Below are 22,289 nucleotides of genomic sequence, written 5' to 3'. Positions count from 1 at the left end.
AGGTGTATAAGATGGAAACTTTGCTTGATTTTTTACAAACGAACTGGCAAGAATTGATTTTTAAGGCATGGGAACATTTATACATATCTTTGATCGCCGTGTTTCTTGGAATAATTATTGCCGTCCCCCTTGGCATTCTGCTGACTCGCATGAAAAGGAGCGCTTCCTTTATAATCGGGATTGCTAATATTATGCAGACGCTGCCGAGTCTTGCAGTACTTGCCTTTTTCATTCCTTTCCTCGGGGTAGGGAAGACACCCGCAATTATTGCCTTATTTTTCTATTCTGTTTTACCCATACTCAGGAATACATATACAGGCATCAAAGGAGTAAATGAAAATTTGCTGGAATCCGGGCGGGGCATCGGGATGACCAGCTGGGAGCGGATCCGCCTTGTTGAATTTCCGCTTGCCTTATCCGTCATCATGGCAGGGATTCGCACCGCTTCCGTCTATTTAATAGGTTGGGCCACCTTGGCTTCCTTCATCGGAGGCGGAGGACTCGGGGATTACATTTTCATCGGTTTGAATTTATACCAAACAGAATATATCATCGCTGGTGCAGTGCCAGTCATTATCATGGCCATCGTGGTCGATTATGTATTCTCGATCATAGAACGAAAAGTCGTTCCTAAAGGATTAAAGGGAATGAAGGAAGCTGCTTGAGGAGGAATACCAATGCATAACAAAATAAAAACTTCAATGATAATCGCCCTGTTGGCTTGTACTTTGGTCATCAGTGGCTGTTCTTTGCCTGGATTGGGTTCTTCTTCAGAAACTACGGTGAAGATCGGTGCTCAAAGTATGACGGAATCCGAAATCCTGGCAAACATGATCGCTCAACTCCTTGAACGAAATACGGACCTCGATACGAAAATCATCAAAAATTTAGGTTCTAACTTTGTTCAGCAAAAAGCGATGGAAACAGGAGATATCGACATTGCCGCAACTCGTTATACAGGTACGGATTTAACAAGTGTTCTGGGACAGGAAATTGAAAAAGATCCAGAAAAAGCAATGAAAATCGTTCAAAGGGAATTCAAGAAACAATATGGATTTAAATTTTTCGATTCTTATGGATTCGATAACACCTATGCCTTTACAATTTCAAATGACCTTGCCGAGAAAAAAGGCTATGAGAAAATATCTGATTTAATGAACGATGCTGGTGAGCTTAGATTGGGTGTCGATAGTGCTTGGCTGAAAAGAAAAGGGGACGGATATAAAGGATTCGTCGATACATATGGCTTGGAATTTGGCGAAACATACCCGATGCAGATTGGTTTGGTATACGATGCCGTCAAAAGTGGACAGATGGATATAGTCCTTGCATACTCTTCGGATGGCCGTATCAAGGTCAATGATTTGAAGCTTTTAGAAGATGACAAACACTATTTCCCCCCTTATGACTGTTCACCTGTGGTCACGGGAGAATTATTGAAGCGTTACCCGCAGATCGAAGACGAGCTTAATAAGTTAATAGGTGAAATTAATACCGAAACGATGCAGGAGCTGAACTATGAAGTGGATGGAAACTTAAAAGAACCATCCGTCGTGGCAACGGAATTCCTTAAAGCTCATCACTATTTTGAATAACGGGAGGTGCTAATGAATGGAAACCTTACAACAGCTGGGAACGTATTATTCCCAAAACTGGATGTATGTGCTTACTGAGTTTTATCGTCATTTTTTAATGTCCGCTTACGGTGTATTATTTGCAGCCATCATAGCCATCCCGGCAGGCATTTTCATCGCCAAGCATAAGAAATTGAGTACATGGGTATTTTCGATAACGAATGTGATACAAACTACACCAGCACTGGCAATGCTTGCTCTCCTCATGCTAGTGATGGGGTTAGGGACGAATACCGTAATTTTGTCATTGTTTTTATATTCCCTATTGCCGATCCTGAGGAATACTTATGTTGGAATTACAAGCATAGAACAAGCTTATTTAGATTCCGGCAAGGCAATGGGCATGACTAAATTCCAGCTTCTTCGAATGGTTGAACTGCCATTATCCCTATCAGTCATAATGGCCGGTCTACGTACAGCACTTGTCGTGGCAATTGGAGTCACTGCGGTCGGTACATTCGTTGGCGCAGGCGGCCTAGGCGATATCATCGTCAGGGGAACGAACGCTTCCAATGGGACGGCAATCATACTGGCAGGTGCGATTCCGACGGCATTGATGGCCATCCTTTCAGATTTATTGCTTGGGTGGATCGAGCGAGCACTTTCCCCCATTAAAAAGAGAAAAACGCATACAGCTTGATGTATAACAACAAAGCACTGAAAGGGATCGATGCAGCTCATGCATCGGTCCCTTTCAGTTGGCATGCAAAGGTGGCATCAATGTCAACAATTCGGAAATGGATTTCAAGCGAGGCATAATTAGTTTTTTATTTGCGAAAAAGGGTAACTATAAGGGGAGTGAAAAAATATATAAGGGGAATCGATCATGAAACTGACACCAGAACAACGAATCGAACTACATGGCTTTAATAATCTGACGAAGTCGTTAAGCTTTAATATGTATGACATCTGCTATACAAAAACCCGGGAAGAGAGAGAGGCTTACCTGGACTATATCGACGAGCAGTACAATGCAGAGAGGCTTTCAAAAATATTGCATAACGTGGCGGATTTAATTGGGGCACATGTATTGAATACGGCGAAGCAGGATTATGTTCCCCAAGGCGCAAGTGTAACGATCCTTGTTTCAGAGGGTCCTGTCGTCGAGGTGCCGACTGGTACTTACGAGGAATCACCAGGTCCATTACCGGATAATGTGGTCATGCAGCTGGACAAAAGCCATATTACCGTTCATACATACCCTGAGTTTCACCCCAATGAAGGCATTAGCACCTTCAGGGCTGATATCGATGTTTCCACCTGTGGGGAGATATCTCCTCTTAAAGCACTTAACTACCTGATCCATTCCTTCGATACCGACATCATCACAATCGATTATCGTGTAAGAGGGTTCACGCGCGATAAGGACGGCCAGAAATTGTTCATTGATCATGATATCAATTCGATTCAAAACTATATTCCTGAAGAAGTGAAGGGACTATATGACATGATTGATGTGAATGTATACCAGGAAAATATCTTCCATACAAAATGTAAGCTGAAAAGGTTCGATATCAATAATTATTTATTCGGGTATACGGAGGAAAAGCTAAATGCGGAGGAACGGCAGGAAATAATAGAAAGGCTCCAAACCGAAATGGACGAAATTTTTTATGGCGCCAATGTTCCCCATCCAAAAGAGAAAAATCGCGTCTAAAGATTGCTTCAGCAGGTAGACAAACTCGCTAATGCTTGAGTTTGGTCTACCGTTTTTTACGTTTTAAAATTAGAATGTTCTTTTCATTTGCTCGAAGTAATGAGATCTTCATAAATCGCTACGGGTAGAGCAAACTTTAACTTCCAACTAATTATTGCCCCGTTAGTTCACGATACAATAAATTGCAAGTTCAACCCATCTTTGTAGAGTTAAAGTCATTTTTATCACTAATTGATTGTCTTCGCTTTATAGGAAAGATAGTCTGCAACCTCTCGTCTCGAAGGTAAATCCCTCCCCAAGTTAATATTGCAAGATAAACAGGGAATAAGGTATGGGAAAATAAGGGGTTATCTAAACGAATATGAGAAGCAATGACCCCACCAAAAAAACCGGTTAATACAATGGCACCAAGTATGGATGTTGGAGGCAATGTGTACAGGACCGCTGAAAGAATGGCAAGGAAACCAATGATTGTAACATGATGTTCCGCAAATCCCATTTCCAAAGTACCATCTACCATTACTTTTAATTTAAGTATTTTCGTAATCCCATCGAACAACATAAATAGTATAACAAGACCACTCATGACTCGCGCAACCCAAAGACGACTTTTAGAAATGGGGATCTTCATAGTATTTCTCCTCTGCTTTTCATAAATTCAAGGAAAATCTTCAATTAAGTAAGCCGATTGTAATGAGATTTCTCAACTTTACGGCTTTTTAACTTCAAGGCCGGTCGTAATGATGATGATACAGCTATATTTCCCATTCGCAAGATGTATGGCATCTCGAAATCATTGCAAGACAGTAATTAGCACGGTTCATCCTCCCATTTTATTAGTGAAAAAACTTCACTAATGGTAATTTATTTGATTTTCCCGATTTTATAACTTTTTTAATCAATTGTATTTCCTTTTTATTTGGGAATCATTTTTTTAATCCAGCTGCATAGTAAGGACCATTTACCGTAAGGGTCGTTAGGATACGAGCCATTTCTTGTGGAGTTTCTTTTCCGCCACTTTCCAACCATTGTTGAATGACCCCTATTATTGCAGTTCCCATATAAGAAGCTAAATATTGTCCTGGAACGAGAAAATTTTCCTCCTTTATGAATGCACTTGGATTATTTCCATAAAGTGTTTCCCACATAAATTCTTTCAGTCTTGTTTGAAAGGATAAATCTCCTTTTGGTCCTAACACTGCTTTCATAAAGTCACTATTCATATGTAAATACTCAAATAATGCAACGGTTAAGGAAAATGGCGTTAAAGTCTGGGAATCAGTCTCAAGTGCAGCAATGACACTTGGGAAGTTCTTTTTTGTTATGTCGGACATATCAAGCATAATTTCTTCTTCACATTTATTCATTAAATCAAATTTATCTTGATAGTGTGCATAAAATGTGCCCCTATTAATTTTCGCCCTCGTGGTTATGTCTTTAACCTTAATTGCTTCAAAGCCTTTTTCATTTATCAATTCTACCAACGCGTGGCGAATTGATTCTTTCGTCCGAATGACACGTAAATCAGGATTACTATTACGCAAGCAAATTCCTCCTTCATTTTATCCAACACAATGATTAAAGGTGTTCCGTAACCAACACAATTTCGATTTTTAATGATTGTACAGAACTTAATCAAATTTTATAATTTGAGATGTAATACACAACAGGTTGTTCGTTATTATAACTTGATCTTAAGGAGGGGTACAACCAACCTTTAATGAAATATTCGCTAAGCAAAATTCGGCATCAGCTAAGTATAGAGTTCATTCAAAGTTAGAAATACTATTTTTAGGCTAAGTGAACTTATGTATTCCTGCAAACAATGTCTAAATGAGAGGAAGTAATGTTAAATGAATAAATTCATGGGACGCCCTGATCTGAAACCGACACATCCCAATGACACTAAATCAGGTTTGAACAAGATAGTCATAACTACTGCGCATTATGGAAATCAAGAGATGATAATGGAAAAGGATGTTCCTATCAAAATGCGGGATGGGGTCACCATATACGTCAATGTTTTCCGTCCAAATAAGCCTGGAAAGTTTCCGGTAGTAATGAGCATGGATCCATATAATAAAGATGGCTTACCCCCCTATGATACTTTTCGTCAAGTCTGGCCATCGGTAGGCACTATCGTTACATCTCTTTTTGCCCCATTTGAGTCACCTGATCCCGGTTTTTGGGTGCCAAACGATTATATATTGATTAAAATCGCAACGCGAGGCAGTTCAAAATCGGAAGGTGACCTCTATCCTTGGACGAAAACGGAAACTCAAGATTATTATGAAGTCATCGAATGGGCAGGCGTTCAGGAGTGGAGCGATGGCAATGTGGGACTAAACGGTGTGTCATATTTGGCCATGACCCAGTGGCGGGTGGCCGCTATGAATCCGTCTCACCTGAAGGCGATCATCCCGTGGGAAGGGACTTCTGATCTGTACCGGGAATGGTACTTTCACGGCGGAATACCGGAAACGGTTTTCTCAGCTGATTTCGAGAAGTTGCAACATACCAGGTGGCCAAATAACAACATAGAAGAAATGGTAGCGGCGCAAAAAGAACATCCATTACTCGATAAACACTGGGAGGAAAGACAGGTTACATTGTCCGATATCAAGGTACCCATGTTTGTTTGTGCCAGCTGGTCCACCCAAGGCTTGCATAACCGCGGTACCTTTGAGGGCTTTAAACAGGCTTCATCCAAAAACAAGTGGCTGCTGGTTCATGGCCGCAAGGAATGGGAAACCTACTATTTGCGTGAATCGCTTGAACAGCAGAAGGAGTTCTTCGATTATTTCCTGAAAGGAATTGAGAATGATTGGATGGATACGCCTCGGGTACGCTACGAGGTCAGAGAGAAATTCTATAAGGGACACATTCGCACCGCGAATGAGTGGCCGATAGCCCAAACCAAATATTTTGAGCATTATCTGAATGGCGAAGAAATGTCCCTGCAGCAGGCACCCATTCAGAACGAAACCAGACTTACCTATAATGCCGAACCTGGTCAGACAGAAAATAGTGATATAAGATTTAAATTTACTGCTGACGAGGACATGGAGCTCACCGGAAATATGAAGCTTAAGCTCTGGGTCTCCGCCGATGACACGGATGATATGGATCTTTTTGTCGGCATTAAGAAGTTCGACAAACACGGTAATGAAGTGTTCCTGCCCGACTTTAACCATCTTGAAGACGGCCATGTGGCTAGCGGATGGCTGAGGGTTTCCCATAGAGAGCTGGACCCTGTGAAATCCACTCCTTATCAGCCTGTACTTAGGCACAAGCGATTATTGAAGCTTAATAAAGGCGAGATTGTGCCGGTAGAAATTGAAATATTGCCTTCAAGCATATTCCTCAAGAGTGGGGAAAGTCTGGTGCTGGTCATAAAAGGCAGCGATATAATTATCGATGACAACCCTACAGGCTCAAGGGGGTATGGGCACACCGATACAGTGAACAAAGGGACTCATACGGTTTACGCCGGTGGAAAGTATGATTCATTCCTTTTGGTACCAGTGATTCCTAAGCAATAGTGAAAGTCGAAAACTCAAAATTGGAGAGTATCACTGTACAAGCCGTTCCCATATGGGGAGACGGCTTGTTTCATTAAAGGTATGTGAACAATTGGAATAAAAAAACGTCGCTGTTTCCTGGAATGTATAGGGTTTTTCATAGCAGCACCGCCTAAAATTCGACTGATAGAGTAGACTCAGATGAGCACCAATCACTAATAGATTCAGCGGAAAACAGGACCTCTATTGTCAGCTGTGTCTAACAATTGAGGTCCTGTTCAATAAAGGTATCCACTTTTTAAAGCTGATATTTGTTTAATGCGTAAACGCGCAATATCTTGACGCTGCTCCATTTAGTTCCTGTCAAGTCAAATGAAAAACGTGAACCAATGCGAATCCGAGGACCGATAATAAAATGGAGCCTATCAGACCGGCCGCGAATGGTTTTCCGCCATATTTTTTAAAAGTCAGAAGGTCGATGTTCAAGCCTAACCCAGCCATTGACATGGCCATGAGGATATAAGAAAGCGTTACAAGCATTGCCGCTACAGAAGCAGGAACGAATCCTGAGGTATTGAGGGCGCTCATTAATAAAAATCCAATTATGAACCACGGTATCTGAATCGATTTAAAGGAAGACTTGCTTTCACACGTTGATCGCTCTTTCCAATTCATCAAGAAGCCAATCAAAAGTGCAACAGGGATGAGCAGGGCCACTCTCGTTAATTTGACCATGACCGCTAAGTCCACTGCCTCATTGCCTCCTGGTGCTGCAGCAGCGATGACGTGAGCAATTTCATGAAGCGTAGCTCCAGCAAATATACCGTATCCGGGATCGGATAATCCGAGTAACGGATAAAGGATCGTGTACCCAAAGGTGAAGGTCGTGCCTAAAACCGCGACTGTCGCAACAGCGACGGCTGTATCCTTTTCTTTTGCTTTAATCTGCGTGGAAATGGCTAAAATGGCAGCAGCGCCACAAATCCCGGTTCCGCACGCTGTCAAAAGGCCGAGCTTTTTATCGACTTTAAAAAGCCGGGTCAAGCCATATACGATTAATATAGCAAATACCAGGCTAATGGCGCCGACCGCAAACGTACGCGGCCCGGCAATGACAATATCCTTAAGGTTCAAGCGCATCCCCAACAAGATAATGCCCAACCGCAATAGGACTTTACTTGAATAATTTGTCCCGGCAACTGCATATGCTGGAACGCCCATAATGGATTTCCATGTTACTCCTATGAGTATCGCAATGACTAGCTGACCCATTATATGAAGGAACGGAAGCTCTGCTAAGTATTTTGCTGCTATAGCAATTAACAAGGTCAAGCCGATTCCTAATGAAAATCCACGTTTTTTTGTTCTTACCTTTGTTTGTTCCAAGGTGATCACTCCATCTATGTTGATGTCTCCACTTTAAGGTGAAATTAACGATAAGTGAAATATATTTTTGCTATTTCAATAATCAGCTTTACTTATGATAAAATAAATCATAAGTGAATAAGGGGGTAATCATGGATCCTTTAAGAGTATTTGTAACCGTAATCGAGCAAAAAAACTTTTCCAGGGCAGGGGAAATCCTGAACCTGTCCCAGCCGGGTGTCAGTCTTCATATCAGGAATTTGGAAAATGAGTTAGGAGCGAAATTGATATATCGATCTCCGAAACAAGTCCAAATAACGGAACCCGGTAAAATTTTATATCGTCATGCGAAGCAAATGCTCAATCATTATGAGACGGCCGTAAGGGAAATTAATGATTTCAATAACGTGGTTAGCGGAACGCTGAAAATCGGTGCTAGTTTTACGATCGGGGAATATTATCTTCCAAAGGTCTTGGCGGAATATGCTGCCCAATTTCCGCTGGTGGATTTACAGGTCATCATCTCCAATTCAAATGAAGTCATTCAAGGTATTCGATCAAATCAGCTCGATATAGGTTTGATTGAAGGGGAGACGGAGCATAAAGATATAGAAGTCAGCCCATTCATGAAAGATGAGATGATCATCGTCGTTCCTCCGGTGCATGCACTTTCACAAATGGATATCATTGAAGGTTCCATGCTGCAGGATCAAACTTGGGTGCTCAGGGAGCAAGGATCGGGCACCCGCACATATTCAGACAAACTTCTCGGCAGCCTGGAGCTAAACGTGACACGAAGCTTTATTTTCACCAGTATCCAAGGGGTGAAAGAAGCGGTCATGGCAGGGCTGGGGATTGCCTTATTATCCCGCTTGACTGTCCAGAAGGAATTGAAATCCAATGAATTGAAAACCTTTCATTTGAAAAACGAACCCATCATCAGACCGTTTTCCATTGTTAAAAAACTGGACTTTGAAGCTTCAAAAGCATTGGAAATGTTTTTAAAGAAGGTGGAAAAATTTTCGTTAAACGGTTAACTAAAAATAATTCATGTCCGCTCCTTTTTGTGAATGAAGGGGAAGGGCATTTTTTTGTGGCGAATTTTTTCCGATTCCAATGAAAACGTCGAAAGTATTTTGGAATATGCCGCTTGAAAGAACAATATTTACGTATTTTCACACAATGACAAACATATAAATTAAATAAGCAGTTCCCCTCAACTGCCCAGACGCTATCTGGCTTTTCTTTATTTTAATTTTCTTAAAAGGAGCAATTACAGTGGCTATAGAGGAGCAGGAAGGTAAACGGATTTCTGTTTTCGACAGGATCATAGGTTTCATGCCAAAGTTATATGTGATTGGCACCATCCTAATTTTTGTTTATACACTTGTAGCGATGGGCCATTTAGCACTCCAATCGTGGAAGAAGCCAGAGGAAGCGGCCATTCCGGTTCATCCCCAAATCCCTCCCGCTTCTGCAGGATTTGAACATACATTGATAACGTTAATCATTGAACCGATCGTCACGTCTGAATTTTACCAAATCATTTTTAACACATTATTTCTGTATCTTGTCTGGATTTTGCTTTTTCTATTGGCACCGATCGCTTTTTATCGATTGAAGCACTTTAAGTTTTTTAATATAGAAATTGAAATTGAAAAACAAGATGCAGCCGTTTATGAGGTATTTAGCGTAAGCAGCTCGAAAATGAAATTTGCCGCACATTTGACATCAGAGGAATATCAATTGGAGATATCGGAGGAAATTGCCAACAGCAAGGCATTCATGACTCCATTGAAGTACACATTAGACAGTGCGGCAGACTTTTATTCCAATCAATTAGGACTTTCCTTTACCTATGATATCTATACGCTGAACCAGTTCAAGAAAGCAAAACTGCCCAAGTCGATCAAAGCGATGCTCGATATGTCGATCGAAACTGGTGATCCTTGCATAACGAATAAAAGCAACAGTGATAGCGAATATTACAAAAACTTTCTCCTGCATTATTTTGAAAACATGGATGGTCAATTCGTCACTGTCTTAAACAGTTATCAAACCGAATTCGATACCTTCGATAAATCCCTGATTAAAGTCCTGCAAAACGTCATCTACGATTATTACTTGCAGTATCATTACATTTATGATGTAAATGATCGAAAGTGAGCGGCCCCTCTAAATAAAAAAACCACCTTACAAGTGGTTATTTTTTTTGGCAAGGTGATTATTTATAATATTCTGGACAATCACATTGTTTCCGATGAGCTCAGACGATCTCCTGACATGCTGTTCGCGAAAATCCATGTTCTTTATTTTCTTGGACTTTTTCCCCTTTTTAAAGTTATTGAAGGCATTTAAAAAAGCTATCTGAATCACTCCCCTTATAGATTAGTATATTCATATTATGGATAAAATTTCATAAAACAGGCGAATTTTATAGAAAAAAATAAAGGGGATTGAAGATAGGGGGACTTTACATTCACTTTTTTTCAAATTATGATAATTCCTGCTTTTTTTCTTAGAAATAAAGAAATTTCATTCAAAATATTGTATAGTATTAATTAAGCTTCGAACAAACATTCGTTTCTTGGAGGCAACACAACTTCTTAGTGGAACAGGAGAGAGACATTGAACGGTACAGCACACATGGCACTTGGGGCAACAGTTGGATACTTAACGGCCCATTCACTACAAACGGATCCGACCACCACGTTATTTTTGGTAGGAATCGGGGGCGTTTCCGGCCTCATGCCCGACATGGATATTGATGGGAAGTTAAGCAATAGGATTACGTTTTCACACAAGTTCATTAGGACCCTGGCTCAAACCATTGGAATTTTAATGATCATTTATAGCGTATTGGAAGGCTTTGAGACGGAAAAATGGATCGGTGCTGGGGCAGGGATCGGAATAATCATTATTTCCTCATTCATAACACAAAGGCATATGCTCACCCTGAGCGGATTAGGGGTTTTGGGCATTGGGATGTCTTTACAGGAAAATTGGTTATGGCTGCTGGGTCTCTATATGATTCTAGCATCCTTTACGCCTCATAGAAGTTATACCCATTCGATTGCCGGCATTGTTTTCTTTGGTATCATTGCCTATCAGTTCGAGGCAGCGATTGGGGTTGACGGGATTTTCACTACATGTTTATTCGGATATATCAGTCATTTAATTGCCGATATGAAATTCCTTCCTTTCAATAAACGGGGCGTAAAGTTATTTTTGCCATTCTACTCTAAGGAGTTTTGACAGTGGTTGAATCAACCACTGTTTTTTTGCTTCAATGGCTTAATGGAAGAAGGGAATCAGTATGAACGTAGGTAAAGTTCGACTTTTTTATCGCTTATTTTTGGTCATTCTACCTATTTCTACTAAATGTAACATAATTGTAAAGATCCTGTGATGCGAATGATATGCATTTTCTAGTATATTAGGTTTAGCAAATCACATCAGGGGGTAAATTAAATTGTTCAAGAAAATTGTCGTCGGATTGTCATTAGCTATCATGCTTGGGTCAGCAACCTTTACAGGGAGCCAAGCCGAGGCTGCTTCATATCATACAAAAGCGATTAAAGTGGCCAAAAGTGAATTGGGCACAAAATATAAAATGGGCGGCATTTCATCATCAGGTTTTGATTGTTCCGGACTAGTGAAATATTCGTACCAAAAGGCTGGCAAGAATCTACCGAGGACGGCTGCTGACATATATAAAAAAGGCAAGTCAGTTAAAACGCTGCAAAAAGGGGACTTAATGTTCTTCGCACCAAATAAAGCGAAAAAGCCTACACACGTGGCTATATACACAGGTGACAATCAATTCATACACTCCGCATCCTCTAAGGGAGTGTCATATGCCAAAACCAATAATCCATATTGGAAGCCGAAATACATCGGTGCAAAACGCTTATAATATAAATGGAAGCAAATACGAAAAGCATGAGACTTGATGAAGTCTCTTTTTTTTGTTCACATTCTCAAATCTGTTGGTTTATCCCCTTGAAATATGCCCCACTAGATAATGCTCGTACAAAAATTCCGACGATGCTGGCACCGATCGAAACCTAATCGCGTACGGAATGAGTAGGCTTAAGTAAAAGCTGGTTTTTCCATTCCCTTCATTTGTTGACGATGTCCTTCAAACGTTTTGTACCATTACAAAGATAGGACCGATCTTAAAGCGTAGATTCTTCATGGTTCATTTATTCTTCTTAACACAAAGAAGTATGACTTGTCAGGAAAAAAATCCTTGATGTCCATGACACCAAGCAATGTATCTTCGTCAACTTTCCGAAACAGATCTATGATGCTTTTTTGATCATAAACCATCCCTGCGCTTACTTTTCCCCTATATTGGATCTGTCTCAGCCTTGCCCAGCTTTTTTTTGTTTTTTACAGGGGGAGAAAAATTTTCATGGCAAGCGTGATGAATGTGTCAGGAAATTTTCCATAGCTTATGCTTATCGGTATGAGACCAGGATTTCCAGCGAACAATTCCCCATTTCCCTTTTGGAATACAAGTGGCTGGACATGCTCTTCATTAATGAATCTCTTGTCGTACCAATTCGATGCAGGTAACAAGCCATCCATTGGATGCCCAGTTCTAAGTTCTTCTCCTTTCCATAGTCCTCTCATCTCTTCGAAGCCGACCGTCCCGAGCCGGTCAAAGAATTCAAAAGCTTCAGTTTGTGAACTTCCCCTTCGCAGTTGCTCGTTTAGAATGTCCTTATCATGCAATATCTTTCCCTCCTGATTATCTTCGCTTTTCAAAGAAGTGTGACTTCCTGTTCTGATGCTCATTGCCGCAGCATTTTCAGTAATGGATAGCTTTCACCTAAACTTGACTAATTAGAACCTCAAACTGACTGCTTCTCCAATTAAGGAACTGCTTCACTCGGTACAGTTAGCTTTCGCCTGTGGGTTATAAGTCGCACTGGACTGGGTAATAAATAAAAATGGCTTCGATACTCCTACGAAAAGAGGCCGAATCATTTGACTCTCGATCGATCATTTAATATGCTAAGCAAAACATTTCGGGATCTCCAACATTATCTCCTTTATGGAATGAGGATAATTCCTGTAATGGTGATACATATTCGAAGACAAAATGATTGAAAGTCAAAGAAGGTCAATGTATAATAAACTCATAAGGTCAAAGAAGGTCAAAGTTTCCTAATCACGATATTTTAAGGAGGAGTACTACATGTTTTGTGAAAAATGCCATGTAAACCAAGCTAATATTCAAGTCCATCTAAATATGAATGGTCAGGAGCATGATGTGAAACTGTGCTCCACTTGTTATAAAGAAGAACGAAATAAGCTGGGAGCAGCAATGGGGGGAATCGATACTGGTAAAGCCCAGTTCAATGGATTCCATCACCCATTCAATCCATTTAATCATAACGAAGCACCTCAACCAGAGCCTGTTAACCAAAGTGAAGGAGGAAGGTTGCTTGAGGAATATGGAAGCAACTTGACCGATGCCGCAAAAGCAGGGCTGATTGATCCGGTAATCGGCAGGAATGAAGAAATAAAACGAGTGATAGAAGTTCTGAATAGGCGAAATAAAAATAATCCAGTTCTAATAGGTGAACCGGGGGTAGGTAAAACAGCCATCGCGGAGGGTCTGGCCCTTGCCATTGCCGAAGGCTCTGTACCTGTTAAATTGCGAAATAAGCTGGTCTATATGCTTGATGTCGCTTCCCTTGTCAGCAATACCGGAATCCGGGGCCAATTCGAAGAACGGATGAAGCAGCTGATAAGTGAATTACAGACAAGAAAAAACATCATTTTATTCATTGATGAGATTCACCAAATTGTCGGGGCCGGTTCGGCTGAAGGATCAATGGATGCCGGGAATATTCTAAAACCTGCACTCGCCAGGGGTGAACTTCAACTTGTCGGCGCGACTACTTTGTCTGAATATCGAAAAATCGAAAAAGACGGTGCACTTGAACGACGTTTTCAACCGGTTCAGGTTGATGAGCCGACAACGGATGAAGCGCTAGTGATTTTAAAAGGATTAAAAGAAAGCTATGAAGCATATCATGGGGTTACCTATAGTGAAGAATCACTCAAAGCGGCAGTGGAGCTGTCGAATCGTTACATTCAAGATCGTTTTCTGCCAGATAAGGCAATTGACTTGATGGATGAAGCCGGCTCCAAGTTGAACCTGACGATTGAAGATGGACAGGAAGAGGATTTGAAAGAGCGTCTTGCCCAAATCTATAAAGAAAAAGAACGGGCCCTAAAAGAAGAAGCGTATGAAAAAGCGGCAACACTGCGAGATGAAGAAGAAAAGCTTGAAACGTTATTGCAGTCAGGAAGCAACTCTGTAAAACCAATCGTTACCATTGAAAACATCCAGAGCATCATCGAACAAAAAACCGGTATACCGGTAGGCAAGTTACAGGAAGACGAGCAAGAGAAAATGGTGCACCTTCAAGCTCAACTCATGAATAAAGTCATCGGACAGGAAGAAGCAGTCAGGAAGGTTGCAAAAGCCGTCCGCAGAAGCCGCGCGGGGCTGAAATCGAAAAATCGTCCTACAGGTTCATTCCTTTTCGTTGGACCAACGGGAGTCGGTAAAACGGAATTGGCAAAAACCCTTGCTGACGAATTGTTTGGAGACAAGGAAGCGATGATTCGCCTTGATATGAGTGAGTTCATGGAAAAACATAGTATTTCCAAGTTAATTGGCTCACCTCCTGGATATGTTGGTCATGAAGAAGCGGGACAATTAACTGAAAAGGTTCGCCGTAAACCATACAGCATCATCTTATTGGATGAGATTGAAAAGGCGCATCCAGATGTTATGCACATGTTCCTGCAAATTTTGGAAGACGGCCGGTTAACGGACAGCCAAGGCCGTACTGTTACTTTCAAAGACACGGTCATCATCATGACAAGCAACGCCGGTGTAGGCGAAAAACAAAAAGTCATGGGGTTCGGTACAAGTACTGCAGTGGAGGAGGCTTCCATCCTCCAGTCATTGGGCAATTTCTTCAAGCCGGAATTCTTGAATAGGTTCGATAGCATCATCGAATTTTCCGCATTGAAGAAGGAAGACCTTCTCCAAATCGTCGATATCATGCTGAAAGAACTTGGCGAGACATTAGCTGCACAAGAAATATCCTTAACCGTAACGGATGAAGCCAAACAAAAACTGATTGAATTGGGATATCATCCGACATTCGGTGCTAGACCGCTTCGCAGGGTCCTACAGGAAGAGCTTGAAGACGGAATCACTGATTTCATATACGAGCAGCCTGATGTTAAGAAGTTCACGGCAATCGTAGAAAACGACCGTGTGAACATAATTAAAACACGATAAAGAGTACTAGAAATGCCTCCTAGACCGTAATACTGTTATGGAGGCATTTTTTTTAGCATTATTTTATGATTGGAAAGAAAACATTGATATGATAAAGTTACAAATCTGAATTCAGAATGTTCTCTATCATCGCGAGTATAAAGTATCAAGTCAGGAGAACCCAAAGTGTAAAGCAAGTTATCAAACTTTGGGCCATAAGTATAAGTATAGACATTAAATGGATTCCTGTTCTAAAAAGGGAATTTCAATGGGGGAATGACTTATTAAAGATTCACTTTATTTTGAAGAAGAAAATATCGATAATCGAAAAGAGACGGATGCAGATACAGAAAATCCATCAATTTCACTTCCTGTTGCGAATATTCATCCACTGAATCCAGAAGAAGTGGACCGCCTCTATTTCTTTGATGGCAAAGACCTGGGGAATACCTACCATAAAGATAAAACGTGTTTCAGATTATGGGCACCTGCAGCATCTGAAGCAAAACTGGTCACGTATGAACAATGGGATGATTCAGCGGGACTTGAAATCGAGATGGCTCGTTCTGAAAAGGGGACATGGTTTGCAGAATTATGCGGCGATCACGATGGCTTGATTTATACATATAAAGTAAAGATTGGAGAGGTATGGGATGAAGCCGTCGATCCTTATGTACGCGCAGTCACGGTCAATGGTGATAAAGGGGTCGTGGTGGACTTGGCTGACACGAATCCAAAAAAATGGACACATGACAAACCTCCGCTTGATGAACCGGAGGACATCATCATCTATGAATTACATATAAGGGATTTATCGATCCATCCGGAGAGCGGAATTACACAGAAGGGTAAATTCCTGGGGGTGATTGAAGAAGGGACGAAAGGTCCTAAGGGAGTGAAAACAGGGCTGGACCATATAAAGGACCTAGGGGTGACCCATGTACAATTTATCCCGATATTCGATTTTGCCACCGTCAACGAAACGAAATTAAAGGAACCGCAATACAATTGGGGCTATGATCCGAAAAATTATAACGCACCAGAAGGATCGTATTCGACTGACCCTTACCAATCAAAAGTGAGGATCAGGGAGTTGAAGGAAATGATCCAGGCCCTTCATGACCATGGTTTGCGTGTCATCATGGATGTCGTCTATAATCACGTTTATACAGTGGCCGATTCGAACTTCAATAAGCTGGTACCCACCTATTTTTTCCGCTATAACGACGACGGTACTTTATCGAATGGCACTGGGGTAGGGAATGATACCGCATCCGAACGGAAAATGATGCGTAAATTCATCGTTGAATCCGTCGCCTATTGGGCAAAGGAATATAACCTTGATGGCTTCCGTTTTGATTTAATGGGGATTCATGATGTGGCAACGATGAATGAAGTGAAAAAAACGCTTGCAGAGATCGATCCGACGATCATTGTGCTGGGCGAAGGCTGGGATATGAATACTCCATTGCCCCAAGAGCAGAAGGCGAATCAAAAAAATGCTTATAAAATGCCTGGAATCGCTCATTTTAATGATGCAATCAGGGACGGATTAAAAGGTTTTGTAATGGATAAGCATGATAAGGGATTCATCAATGGGAAACCAGGAATGGAAGATATCATAAGAAAAAGCATAGCTGCCGGTTTGCACTACGATGACCAAATTGCAACCTATCAAACACCAGACCAAGTCATCAATTATGTGGAAGCACATGATAACTTCACCCTATGGGATAAGCTTGCCATCACTAACCCAGAGGCTTCCGAAACGGAACGTAAACAGATGCATAAATTGGCTTCCGCCATCGTCCTGCTGTCCCAGGGAATACCGATGATACATGCTGGCCAGGAATTCATGCGCTCGAAGGAGGGCGATGAAAATAGCTATCAATCCTCTGACTGGATAAACCGCTTGGATTGGAAAAGAAGGGCGGATTTTAACACCGAAGTCGAATATATGAAGGGCTTGATTTCGATCAGGAAAAATCACAGTGCCTTCAGATTGAGCACACCCGAAGAAATCGAGCAGTGTTTACAGTTCATCGACGCTCCGCCGAATGTGGTTGCATTCACATTAGTAACGGAAGATTCAAGATTGGCTGTCATCCACAACGCCAATTGGCAATCGATAAACCTTGCACTTCCGCAGCAAGGGGATTGGTCCGTTTTAGCGAATGGACAGCTTGCTGGCCTGGAAGAAATAGAAAGAATTAAAGGGAATCAAATAACCGTTCCCCCCTTATCTTCATATGTATTAAAAAAATTATCATGAAACTAGCAGGATGGACCCTTTCAATAAATTTGTAGAAATACACCAAGTGTAATAAAATGGGAATATCAATCTGGAACAAGGAGTGTCAAAATGAATGTTAAAATGATGACCATGACCTTTGGAGTTTGTTCTACATTATTGCTTTCAGCTTGTGCGAGTGAAGAAAAAAGCGTTGTCGAAAAAAAAGAAACCAGCCATGAAGGACATTCTGATCATGAAGCATCAGCCGATGTCCAAGAAGAAACCGCAAGTAAGGAAATCGCACCAAATTTCTTATCAGGAAAACCGGAAGACATGAAAACCATCTATTTAGCGGTTGCCCAAAATAAAGATTTACTAGAAAAAATCCCATGCTACTGCGGTTGCGGGGAATCAGCGAACCATAAAAATAACTATGATTGCTTTATCCATGAGAATAAACAAAATGGGGAAGTGGTTTGGGACGACCATGGGACGAAGTGCGGCGTTTGCTTGGAAATAGCAGCACAATCAATTTTGGACTGGAATGACGGCATGAACATTAAAAAAATCAGGAATAAAGTGGACGAAAAATACAAAAGTGGATATGCAAAACCGACTCCGACCCCACAAGTGTAATGGAGTCTCAAGCCTGAGCAATGGTCTTTTTCCGGTTACATTCGGAAAAAGACCATTATTTATTTCTGTTGAAGAATGGTTTCTTGGACTCAGGCAATATAACCTGAGCGTGATAGGGGAATACTTCCAATATAAAAAAATGTAAGGGAGATATTCATTTGACATTAATACGCCTTGGTTATGTAGCGATGAGTAATCATGTCCCAAACTGTTCACCATCCCAGACGATGACTTTTGCTCAGTTTTCAAAAATTAAGGATCGAGATGCTGCCATAAGGAAGCTCGAACGTATTTCCAATTCCAATCTTCATAATTGTTGGCGGTTACTGATTCATAACGAAGCGAACCGGATTCAGTTTTTTAGACTTTCATCTAAATTGATTCCTTTGGCTAATCATCCAGAAATCCCAGAATGGGATTACATCGAACCCATCACTGACGAGCTTACTAAAATAAGAACCTTCTTATCCAAGCATCCAAAGATGAGGATAGATTTTCATCCAGATCATTTTGTGATTTTGAATAGTTCCAATATTGATATTCTTAAGACATCATTAAAAACCTTAAAAATACATCATACTTTGTTGAGCCATATGGGGATCGATCCCGAGCATCGCTGTGTCTTGCATGTGGGCGGCGGTTACGGGGAACACGAACAGGCTTTAGAACAATTCATCCATAATTGGGGCTTGATTCCTGAATCCATTCAAAGAATGGTCATCCTGGAAAATGATGATACCACTTATACATTGTCGGAAACCCTTTACTTATGTGAAAAACTGGGGATTCCCATGGTTTTCGATTATCACCATTATCTTGCTCATCACTTACCTGGTGAAAACTGGACCGAACATTGGGACCGAATCATTAATAGCTGGCGAAATTCAAAACTGCCTCCCAAGATGCATATTTCAAGTCCAAGATCGGATAAGGAATTTAGGGCACACGCTGAATATGTGGATCCGGCACAGTTCATGGAATTTTTGCGAAGGATAAAAGGAACGGTTCCACAGCTTGATTGCATGATCGAAGCCAAGCAAAAGGATGAAGCACTTTTTCAATTGATGGAACAGATGAAAGGATACAAAGATATCGAATTCATTGACGAAGCCAGCTTTTATATCCATTAATTTGCCGAAAAATAAATAGTTGATAAAGAGGGGAGCGAGTAAATCTCTTTATCATCAATGCATTTAGTTTACATAACGTTATTATTGTAAATTAGTAAACGATTACTAAAACAACAAAACGCAGGATAACAGGAGATTTAAACCAAGGAACGCTATTTCCTATACGAAGGAATGTTCCATTAATTAGAAATTAGGAGGGGCAAGGATATATTCACTATCTAATTCCTTTTTCCCTTCAATGGTATCGTTGCTACAACAATCGTAATGAAAATTTTCCGGGATTTTTATCCACATAATAACAACCGTAGAATGTACACCTATTTACCCTCTTTCTGTTATATAAGTGATATTTTTTGCGCCTTCAAGGCTAAAATGGGAGGGAATTACGGTTCTCGCTGAAGTCTGTTCAGAATGAAGGAGGCTAAAATGGCATAAAAGTGGTTGATTATATCGTATGTTATAGGTATAATTACCTCTAGGAAGCGCTTTCAAAAAATACTCTTTCGGGTGATCGTATGTATCTTACTGATTCTAATGAAATCAAGAAGAAGCTGACCATTATATACAACGAGGTGTGTAAAGGTCTGTTTGGGGCAGGTACAACTTTGTTAAAAATAGAGATTGATGATCAATTCATTACATTCCGTACAAAACATAGACGGACACCACAATCACTTGCTTTAGAATGTGAGGTTCCAGCACTGAAACGAGAAGTAGACGTTCAGATGTCACAGATATTCAAGAAACGAATCAAGGAATATTTGGAGCAGGAATTTGATCTAGAGGTTGAAGTAATACTGCGCGATTACGATTATGTTACCCAATGGTCCATTACAGAGGTCATTCTAGCAGAGAATGAATGACTTTACATAATTTGTCACTACTCTTTTGATCGATTCTTAAGAGATGAGACGCATACAGTAAAGATGAGTAGCCATTTACTTTGTTTACGAAGTAAGGAGCGCTTGTTAGAAAGGTTTGACTTTCTATACAAGTGCTCCTTACTTTTTTTATATTCCACTGTTTTATTAAGAAATTTCAAAAAAAGGAGGAGTTTTTTTGAAACCAGTTTATCTTCTTGGGTTTATTCCATTTATCGGAATACTTGTAGGTAGCGTCTTTGCGAGTAAAGTGAATGTGATCGTATTAGGAATGCCATTCTTACTGTTTTGGCATACGCTTTGGCTAATTATCTCATCAACAATCATACTGATTATCTACAAATTAGATCCTATCAACAAGGAGGAAAATGAATGAATAGTGCACTGTTGATTATTACCCTCTTCTTGCTGCTTGCTCTTTTAGTTGCGATACGTGCGAAAAAAGGGAAAAAAATGAGTTTAGAGCAATGGACAGTTGGCGGACGTGGCTTTGGTACCCTTTTCGTTTTTTTATTAATGGCTGGGGAAAACTACACCACCTTCACTTTTTTGGGAGCTAGTGGTTATACCTATGGCAAGGGAGCACCTGCCTTTTATATTTTAGGGTACGGCTGTCTCGCATTCATTATGTCTTACTGGATGTTACCGGCCGTTTGGAAGTACGCCAAAAAGCACGAGCTGCTTTCCTTTTCCGATTTCTTTGCAAGCAAGTACAACAGTCCTGCCCTGGGTATTGTAGTTTCCTTCGTTGCTGTCTTGGGCTTGAACTCTTTATTGATGATTCAATTAAAAGGATTGGGGATCATCGTTTCTGAAACTTCCTATGGCTTGATTTCACCTAACATGGCTATGTGGATTGGTGTCCTTGCCATGATTGTATATGTAAGCATTTCCGGCATTCACGGTTCTGCCAGTATTGCCGCGATAAAAGACGTAATTATTTTAGGGATAGCCCTCTTTTTAGGGATCTATCTGCCAATCCACTTTTACGGAGGTTTTGAATCCATGTTCCAGGCGATTGATGCAGCAAAGCCAGGATTTCTAACTCTCCCTGCAAAAGAACAAAGTATTTCCTGGTATTTGTCTACGATCTTGGTGGTAGGTCTTGGTTATTGGATGTATCCTCACTCTTTCCAAGCAACGTATTCTGCAAAGAGTGCGAAATCATTGCGTAAAAATGCGATTATCATGCCGGTGTATCAAATTTTGATTGTATTAATCTTCTTTGTTGGTTTTGCGGCAATCCTGCAAGTTCCTGACTTGGAAGGAACAGATGCCGATCTTGCTTTGCTTCGTGTCGTGAAAGAAACGTTCAACCCTTGGTTTGTTGGAATCGTCGGTGGTACTGGCTTACTGACAGCTTTAGTACCCGGTTCCATGATCTTGCTGAACGCCTCTACGTTAGTAGCTAAAAATGTATATCAAGTCGTTTCTCCAAAAGCCACCGAGAAACATGTGACAACCGTCGCCAAAAGCTTGGTTCCTGTCTTTGCCCTGCTGTCCCTTTACTTCGTCTTCCAAGGCGGTAATTTTATCGTCGAGCTAAGTATTTTCGCTTCCTCTATTTTGACCCAGTTGTTCCCTGCATTCATTTTTAGCTTAATGAAAAAACCATTTGTAACAAAGCAGGGGGCATTCGCCGGTATTATCGCCGGTGCTACATTCCTAGCTTATTTTACCATCACCAAGACTAAGCTAGTGATTCTTTTCCCAGATTGGCCCTCGCTCATCACAGACATCAACATTGGATTCATCGCCATGTTATTGAATGCATTCGTTCTAGTTTTGGTTAGTGTGATTACACGCAGAGAAGCGGAAATTCAAGTACAACGAGTGACTAGTTATAAAGATTAGAAGTTAACAAGATAGAAAGGCATTGAATGAGATGGGCCATCTGATTTCAAAGATGAAGGGAAA

The 22,289-nt window shown here is 40.9% G+C and carries 20 protein-coding genes and 1 pseudogene; 16 read left to right on the top strand and 5 right to left on the bottom strand.

Going from position 1 to position 22,289, the window contains the following annotated elements; genetic code table 11:
• Nucleotides 1–11: 11 nt before the first annotated feature.
• From AS888_RS14685 to speD, 4 genes are all read left to right on the top strand, one after another.
• Nucleotides 12–665, top strand: coding sequence for an ABC transporter permease (locus tag AS888_RS14685; protein ID WP_061142894.1), 654 nt, complete (start codon nucleotides 12–14; stop codon nucleotides 663–665).
• Nucleotides 666–677: 12 nt separating this feature from the next.
• Nucleotides 678–1,595 (top strand): osmoprotectant ABC transporter substrate-binding protein, encoded by a 918-nt coding sequence (locus tag AS888_RS14680; protein ID WP_061142893.1) that lies wholly within the window; start codon nucleotides 678–680, stop codon nucleotides 1,593–1,595.
• 16 nt (nucleotides 1,596–1,611) lie between these two features.
• Complete coding sequence (locus tag AS888_RS14675) at nucleotides 1,612–2,274, top strand: ABC transporter permease (protein WP_061142892.1); 663 nt, start codon at nucleotides 1,612–1,614, stop codon at nucleotides 2,272–2,274.
• A gap of 186 nt (nucleotides 2,275–2,460) precedes the next feature.
• Nucleotides 2,461–3,291 (top strand): adenosylmethionine decarboxylase, encoded by an 831-nt coding sequence (gene speD, locus AS888_RS14670; protein ID WP_061142891.1) that lies wholly within the window; start codon nucleotides 2,461–2,463, stop codon nucleotides 3,289–3,291.
• A 190-nt stretch (nucleotides 3,292–3,481) separates the two neighbouring features.
• Here speD and AS888_RS14665 read toward each other — a convergent pair whose 3' ends face one another.
• Together AS888_RS14665 and AS888_RS14660 are read right to left on the bottom strand one after the other, a co-directional pair.
• Nucleotides 3,482–3,922, bottom strand: coding sequence for a DoxX family protein (locus AS888_RS14665; protein ID WP_061142890.1), 441 nt, complete (start codon nucleotides 3,920–3,922; stop codon nucleotides 3,482–3,484).
• Nucleotides 3,923–4,217: 295 nt separating this feature from the next.
• Nucleotides 4,218–4,835, bottom strand: coding sequence for a TetR/AcrR family transcriptional regulator (locus AS888_RS14660; RefSeq protein WP_061142889.1), 618 nt, complete (start codon nucleotides 4,833–4,835; stop codon nucleotides 4,218–4,220).
• 309 nt (nucleotides 4,836–5,144) lie between these two features.
• On the opposite strand from AS888_RS14660, the gene AS888_RS14655 reads away from it, so the two are divergent.
• The gene (locus AS888_RS14655; RefSeq protein ID WP_061142888.1) at nucleotides 5,145–6,833 is read left to right on the top strand and encodes a CocE/NonD family hydrolase; all 1,689 of its coding nucleotides are present in this window, start codon (nucleotides 5,145–5,147) and stop codon (nucleotides 6,831–6,833) included.
• Nucleotides 6,834–7,175: 342 nt separating this feature from the next.
• Here AS888_RS14655 and AS888_RS14650 read toward each other — a convergent pair whose 3' ends face one another.
• Nucleotides 7,176–8,198 (bottom strand): YeiH family protein, encoded by a 1,023-nt coding sequence (locus tag AS888_RS14650; protein ID WP_061142887.1) that lies wholly within the window; start codon nucleotides 8,196–8,198, stop codon nucleotides 7,176–7,178.
• 131 nt (nucleotides 8,199–8,329) lie between these two features.
• On the opposite strand from AS888_RS14650, the gene AS888_RS14645 reads away from it, so the two are divergent.
• The 4 genes from AS888_RS14645 to AS888_RS14625 all read left to right on the top strand — a co-directional run bounded on the left by AS888_RS14645 (nucleotide 8,330) and on the right by AS888_RS14625 (nucleotide 12,093).
• Nucleotides 8,330–9,214 (top strand): selenium metabolism-associated LysR family transcriptional regulator, encoded by an 885-nt coding sequence (locus tag AS888_RS14645; RefSeq protein WP_061142886.1) that lies wholly within the window; start codon nucleotides 8,330–8,332, stop codon nucleotides 9,212–9,214.
• 241 nt (nucleotides 9,215–9,455) lie between these two features.
• Entirely contained in the window at nucleotides 9,456–10,343 is an 888-nt protein-coding gene (locus tag AS888_RS14640) for a hypothetical protein (RefSeq protein ID WP_061142885.1), read from the top strand.
• A 462-nt stretch (nucleotides 10,344–10,805) separates the two neighbouring features.
• Entirely contained in the window at nucleotides 10,806–11,432 is a 627-nt protein-coding gene (locus AS888_RS14630; protein WP_061142883.1) for a metal-dependent hydrolase, read from the top strand.
• Nucleotides 11,433–11,649: 217 nt separating this feature from the next.
• Nucleotides 11,650–12,093 carry a C40 family peptidase gene (locus tag AS888_RS14625; protein ID WP_260320220.1) on the top strand — a complete coding sequence of 148 codons (444 nt, stop codon included), beginning with the start codon at nucleotides 11,650–11,652 and terminating at the stop codon, nucleotides 12,091–12,093.
• Between the two features lie 278 nt (nucleotides 12,094–12,371).
• On the opposite strand, the gene AS888_RS26850 is transcribed toward AS888_RS14625, so the two are convergent.
• Nucleotides 12,372–12,548, bottom strand: coding sequence for a DUF4334 domain-containing protein (locus tag AS888_RS26850; RefSeq protein WP_260320228.1), 177 nt, complete (start codon nucleotides 12,546–12,548; stop codon nucleotides 12,372–12,374).
• A gap of 24 nt (nucleotides 12,549–12,572) precedes the next feature.
• Entirely contained in the window at nucleotides 12,573–12,917 is a 345-nt protein-coding gene (locus tag AS888_RS26845) for a GXWXG domain-containing protein (RefSeq protein WP_260320219.1), read from the bottom strand.
• 466 nt (nucleotides 12,918–13,383) lie between these two features.
• Here AS888_RS26845 and AS888_RS14615 point away from each other — a divergent pair, with 466 nt between their 5' ends.
• From AS888_RS14615 to AS888_RS14585, 7 genes and pseudogenes are all read left to right on the top strand, one after another.
• Nucleotides 13,384–15,513, top strand: a complete 2,130-nt coding sequence (locus tag AS888_RS14615) for an ATP-dependent Clp protease ATP-binding subunit (protein ID WP_061142882.1) — start codon at nucleotides 13,384–13,386, stop codon at nucleotides 15,511–15,513.
• A 370-nt stretch (nucleotides 15,514–15,883) separates the two neighbouring features.
• Nucleotides 15,884–17,764: pseudogene (pulA, locus tag AS888_RS14610) on the top strand (type I pullulanase); the annotation flags it as partial.
• Between the two features lie 90 nt (nucleotides 17,765–17,854).
• Entirely contained in the window at nucleotides 17,855–18,361 is a 507-nt protein-coding gene (locus tag AS888_RS14605) for a PCYCGC motif-containing (lipo)protein (RefSeq protein WP_061142880.1), read from the top strand.
• A gap of 158 nt (nucleotides 18,362–18,519) precedes the next feature.
• On the top strand, nucleotides 18,520–19,491 hold the full coding sequence (gene uvsE / locus AS888_RS14600; protein WP_061142879.1) for a UV DNA damage repair endonuclease UvsE: 972 nt from the start codon (nucleotides 18,520–18,522) through the stop codon (nucleotides 19,489–19,491).
• 515 nt (nucleotides 19,492–20,006) lie between these two features.
• Complete coding sequence (locus AS888_RS14595; RefSeq protein WP_061142878.1) at nucleotides 20,007–20,354, top strand: Na-translocating system protein MpsC family protein; 348 nt, start codon at nucleotides 20,007–20,009, stop codon at nucleotides 20,352–20,354.
• A 196-nt stretch (nucleotides 20,355–20,550) separates the two neighbouring features.
• Nucleotides 20,551–20,748: a DUF3311 domain-containing protein gene (locus AS888_RS14590; protein WP_061142877.1), complete on the top strand. Its 198-nt coding sequence runs from the start codon at nucleotides 20,551–20,553 to the stop codon at nucleotides 20,746–20,748.
• Nucleotides 20,745–22,226 carry a sodium:solute symporter family protein gene (locus tag AS888_RS14585; RefSeq protein WP_061142876.1) on the top strand — a complete coding sequence of 494 codons (1,482 nt, stop codon included), beginning with the start codon at nucleotides 20,745–20,747 and terminating at the stop codon, nucleotides 22,224–22,226. Before AS888_RS14590 ends, AS888_RS14585 begins: the two co-directional genes overlap by 4 nt.
• Nucleotides 22,227–22,289: the final 63 nt, after the last annotated feature.

Origin of the sequence: Peribacillus simplex, assembly GCF_001542915.1 — a bacterium.
GTDB classification, from domain to species: Bacteria; Bacillota; Bacilli; order Bacillales; family DSM-1321; genus Peribacillus; species Peribacillus simplex_B.
This window is presented reverse-complemented; position numbering and strand designations above follow the sequence as displayed.

Coding starts and splice junctions, on each gene's coding strand:
- AS888_RS14685 (WP_061142894.1), top strand. CDS start 12: ATGGAAACTTTGCTTGATTTTTTACAAACGAACTGGCAAGAATTGATT.
- AS888_RS14680 (WP_061142893.1), top strand. CDS start 678: ATGCATAACAAAATAAAAACTTCAATGATAATCGCCCTGTTGGCTTGT.
- AS888_RS14675 (WP_061142892.1), top strand. CDS start 1,612: ATGGAAACCTTACAACAGCTGGGAACGTATTATTCCCAAAACTGGATG.
- speD (WP_061142891.1), top strand. CDS start 2,461: ATGAAACTGACACCAGAACAACGAATCGAACTACATGGCTTTAATAAT.
- AS888_RS14665 (WP_061142890.1), bottom strand. CDS start 3,922: ATGAAGATCCCCATTTCTAAAAGTCGTCTTTGGGTTGCGCGAGTCATG.
- AS888_RS14655 (WP_061142888.1), top strand. CDS start 5,145: ATGAATAAATTCATGGGACGCCCTGATCTGAAACCGACACATCCCAAT.
- AS888_RS14645 (WP_061142886.1), top strand. CDS start 8,330: ATGGATCCTTTAAGAGTATTTGTAACCGTAATCGAGCAAAAAAACTTT.
- AS888_RS14615 (WP_061142882.1), top strand. CDS start 13,384: ATGTTTTGTGAAAAATGCCATGTAAACCAAGCTAATATTCAAGTCCAT.
- AS888_RS14605 (WP_061142880.1), top strand. CDS start 17,855: ATGAATGTTAAAATGATGACCATGACCTTTGGAGTTTGTTCTACATTA.
- AS888_RS14595 (WP_061142878.1), top strand. CDS start 20,007: ATGTATCTTACTGATTCTAATGAAATCAAGAAGAAGCTGACCATTATA.
- AS888_RS14585 (WP_061142876.1), top strand. CDS start 20,745: ATGAATAGTGCACTGTTGATTATTACCCTCTTCTTGCTGCTTGCTCTT.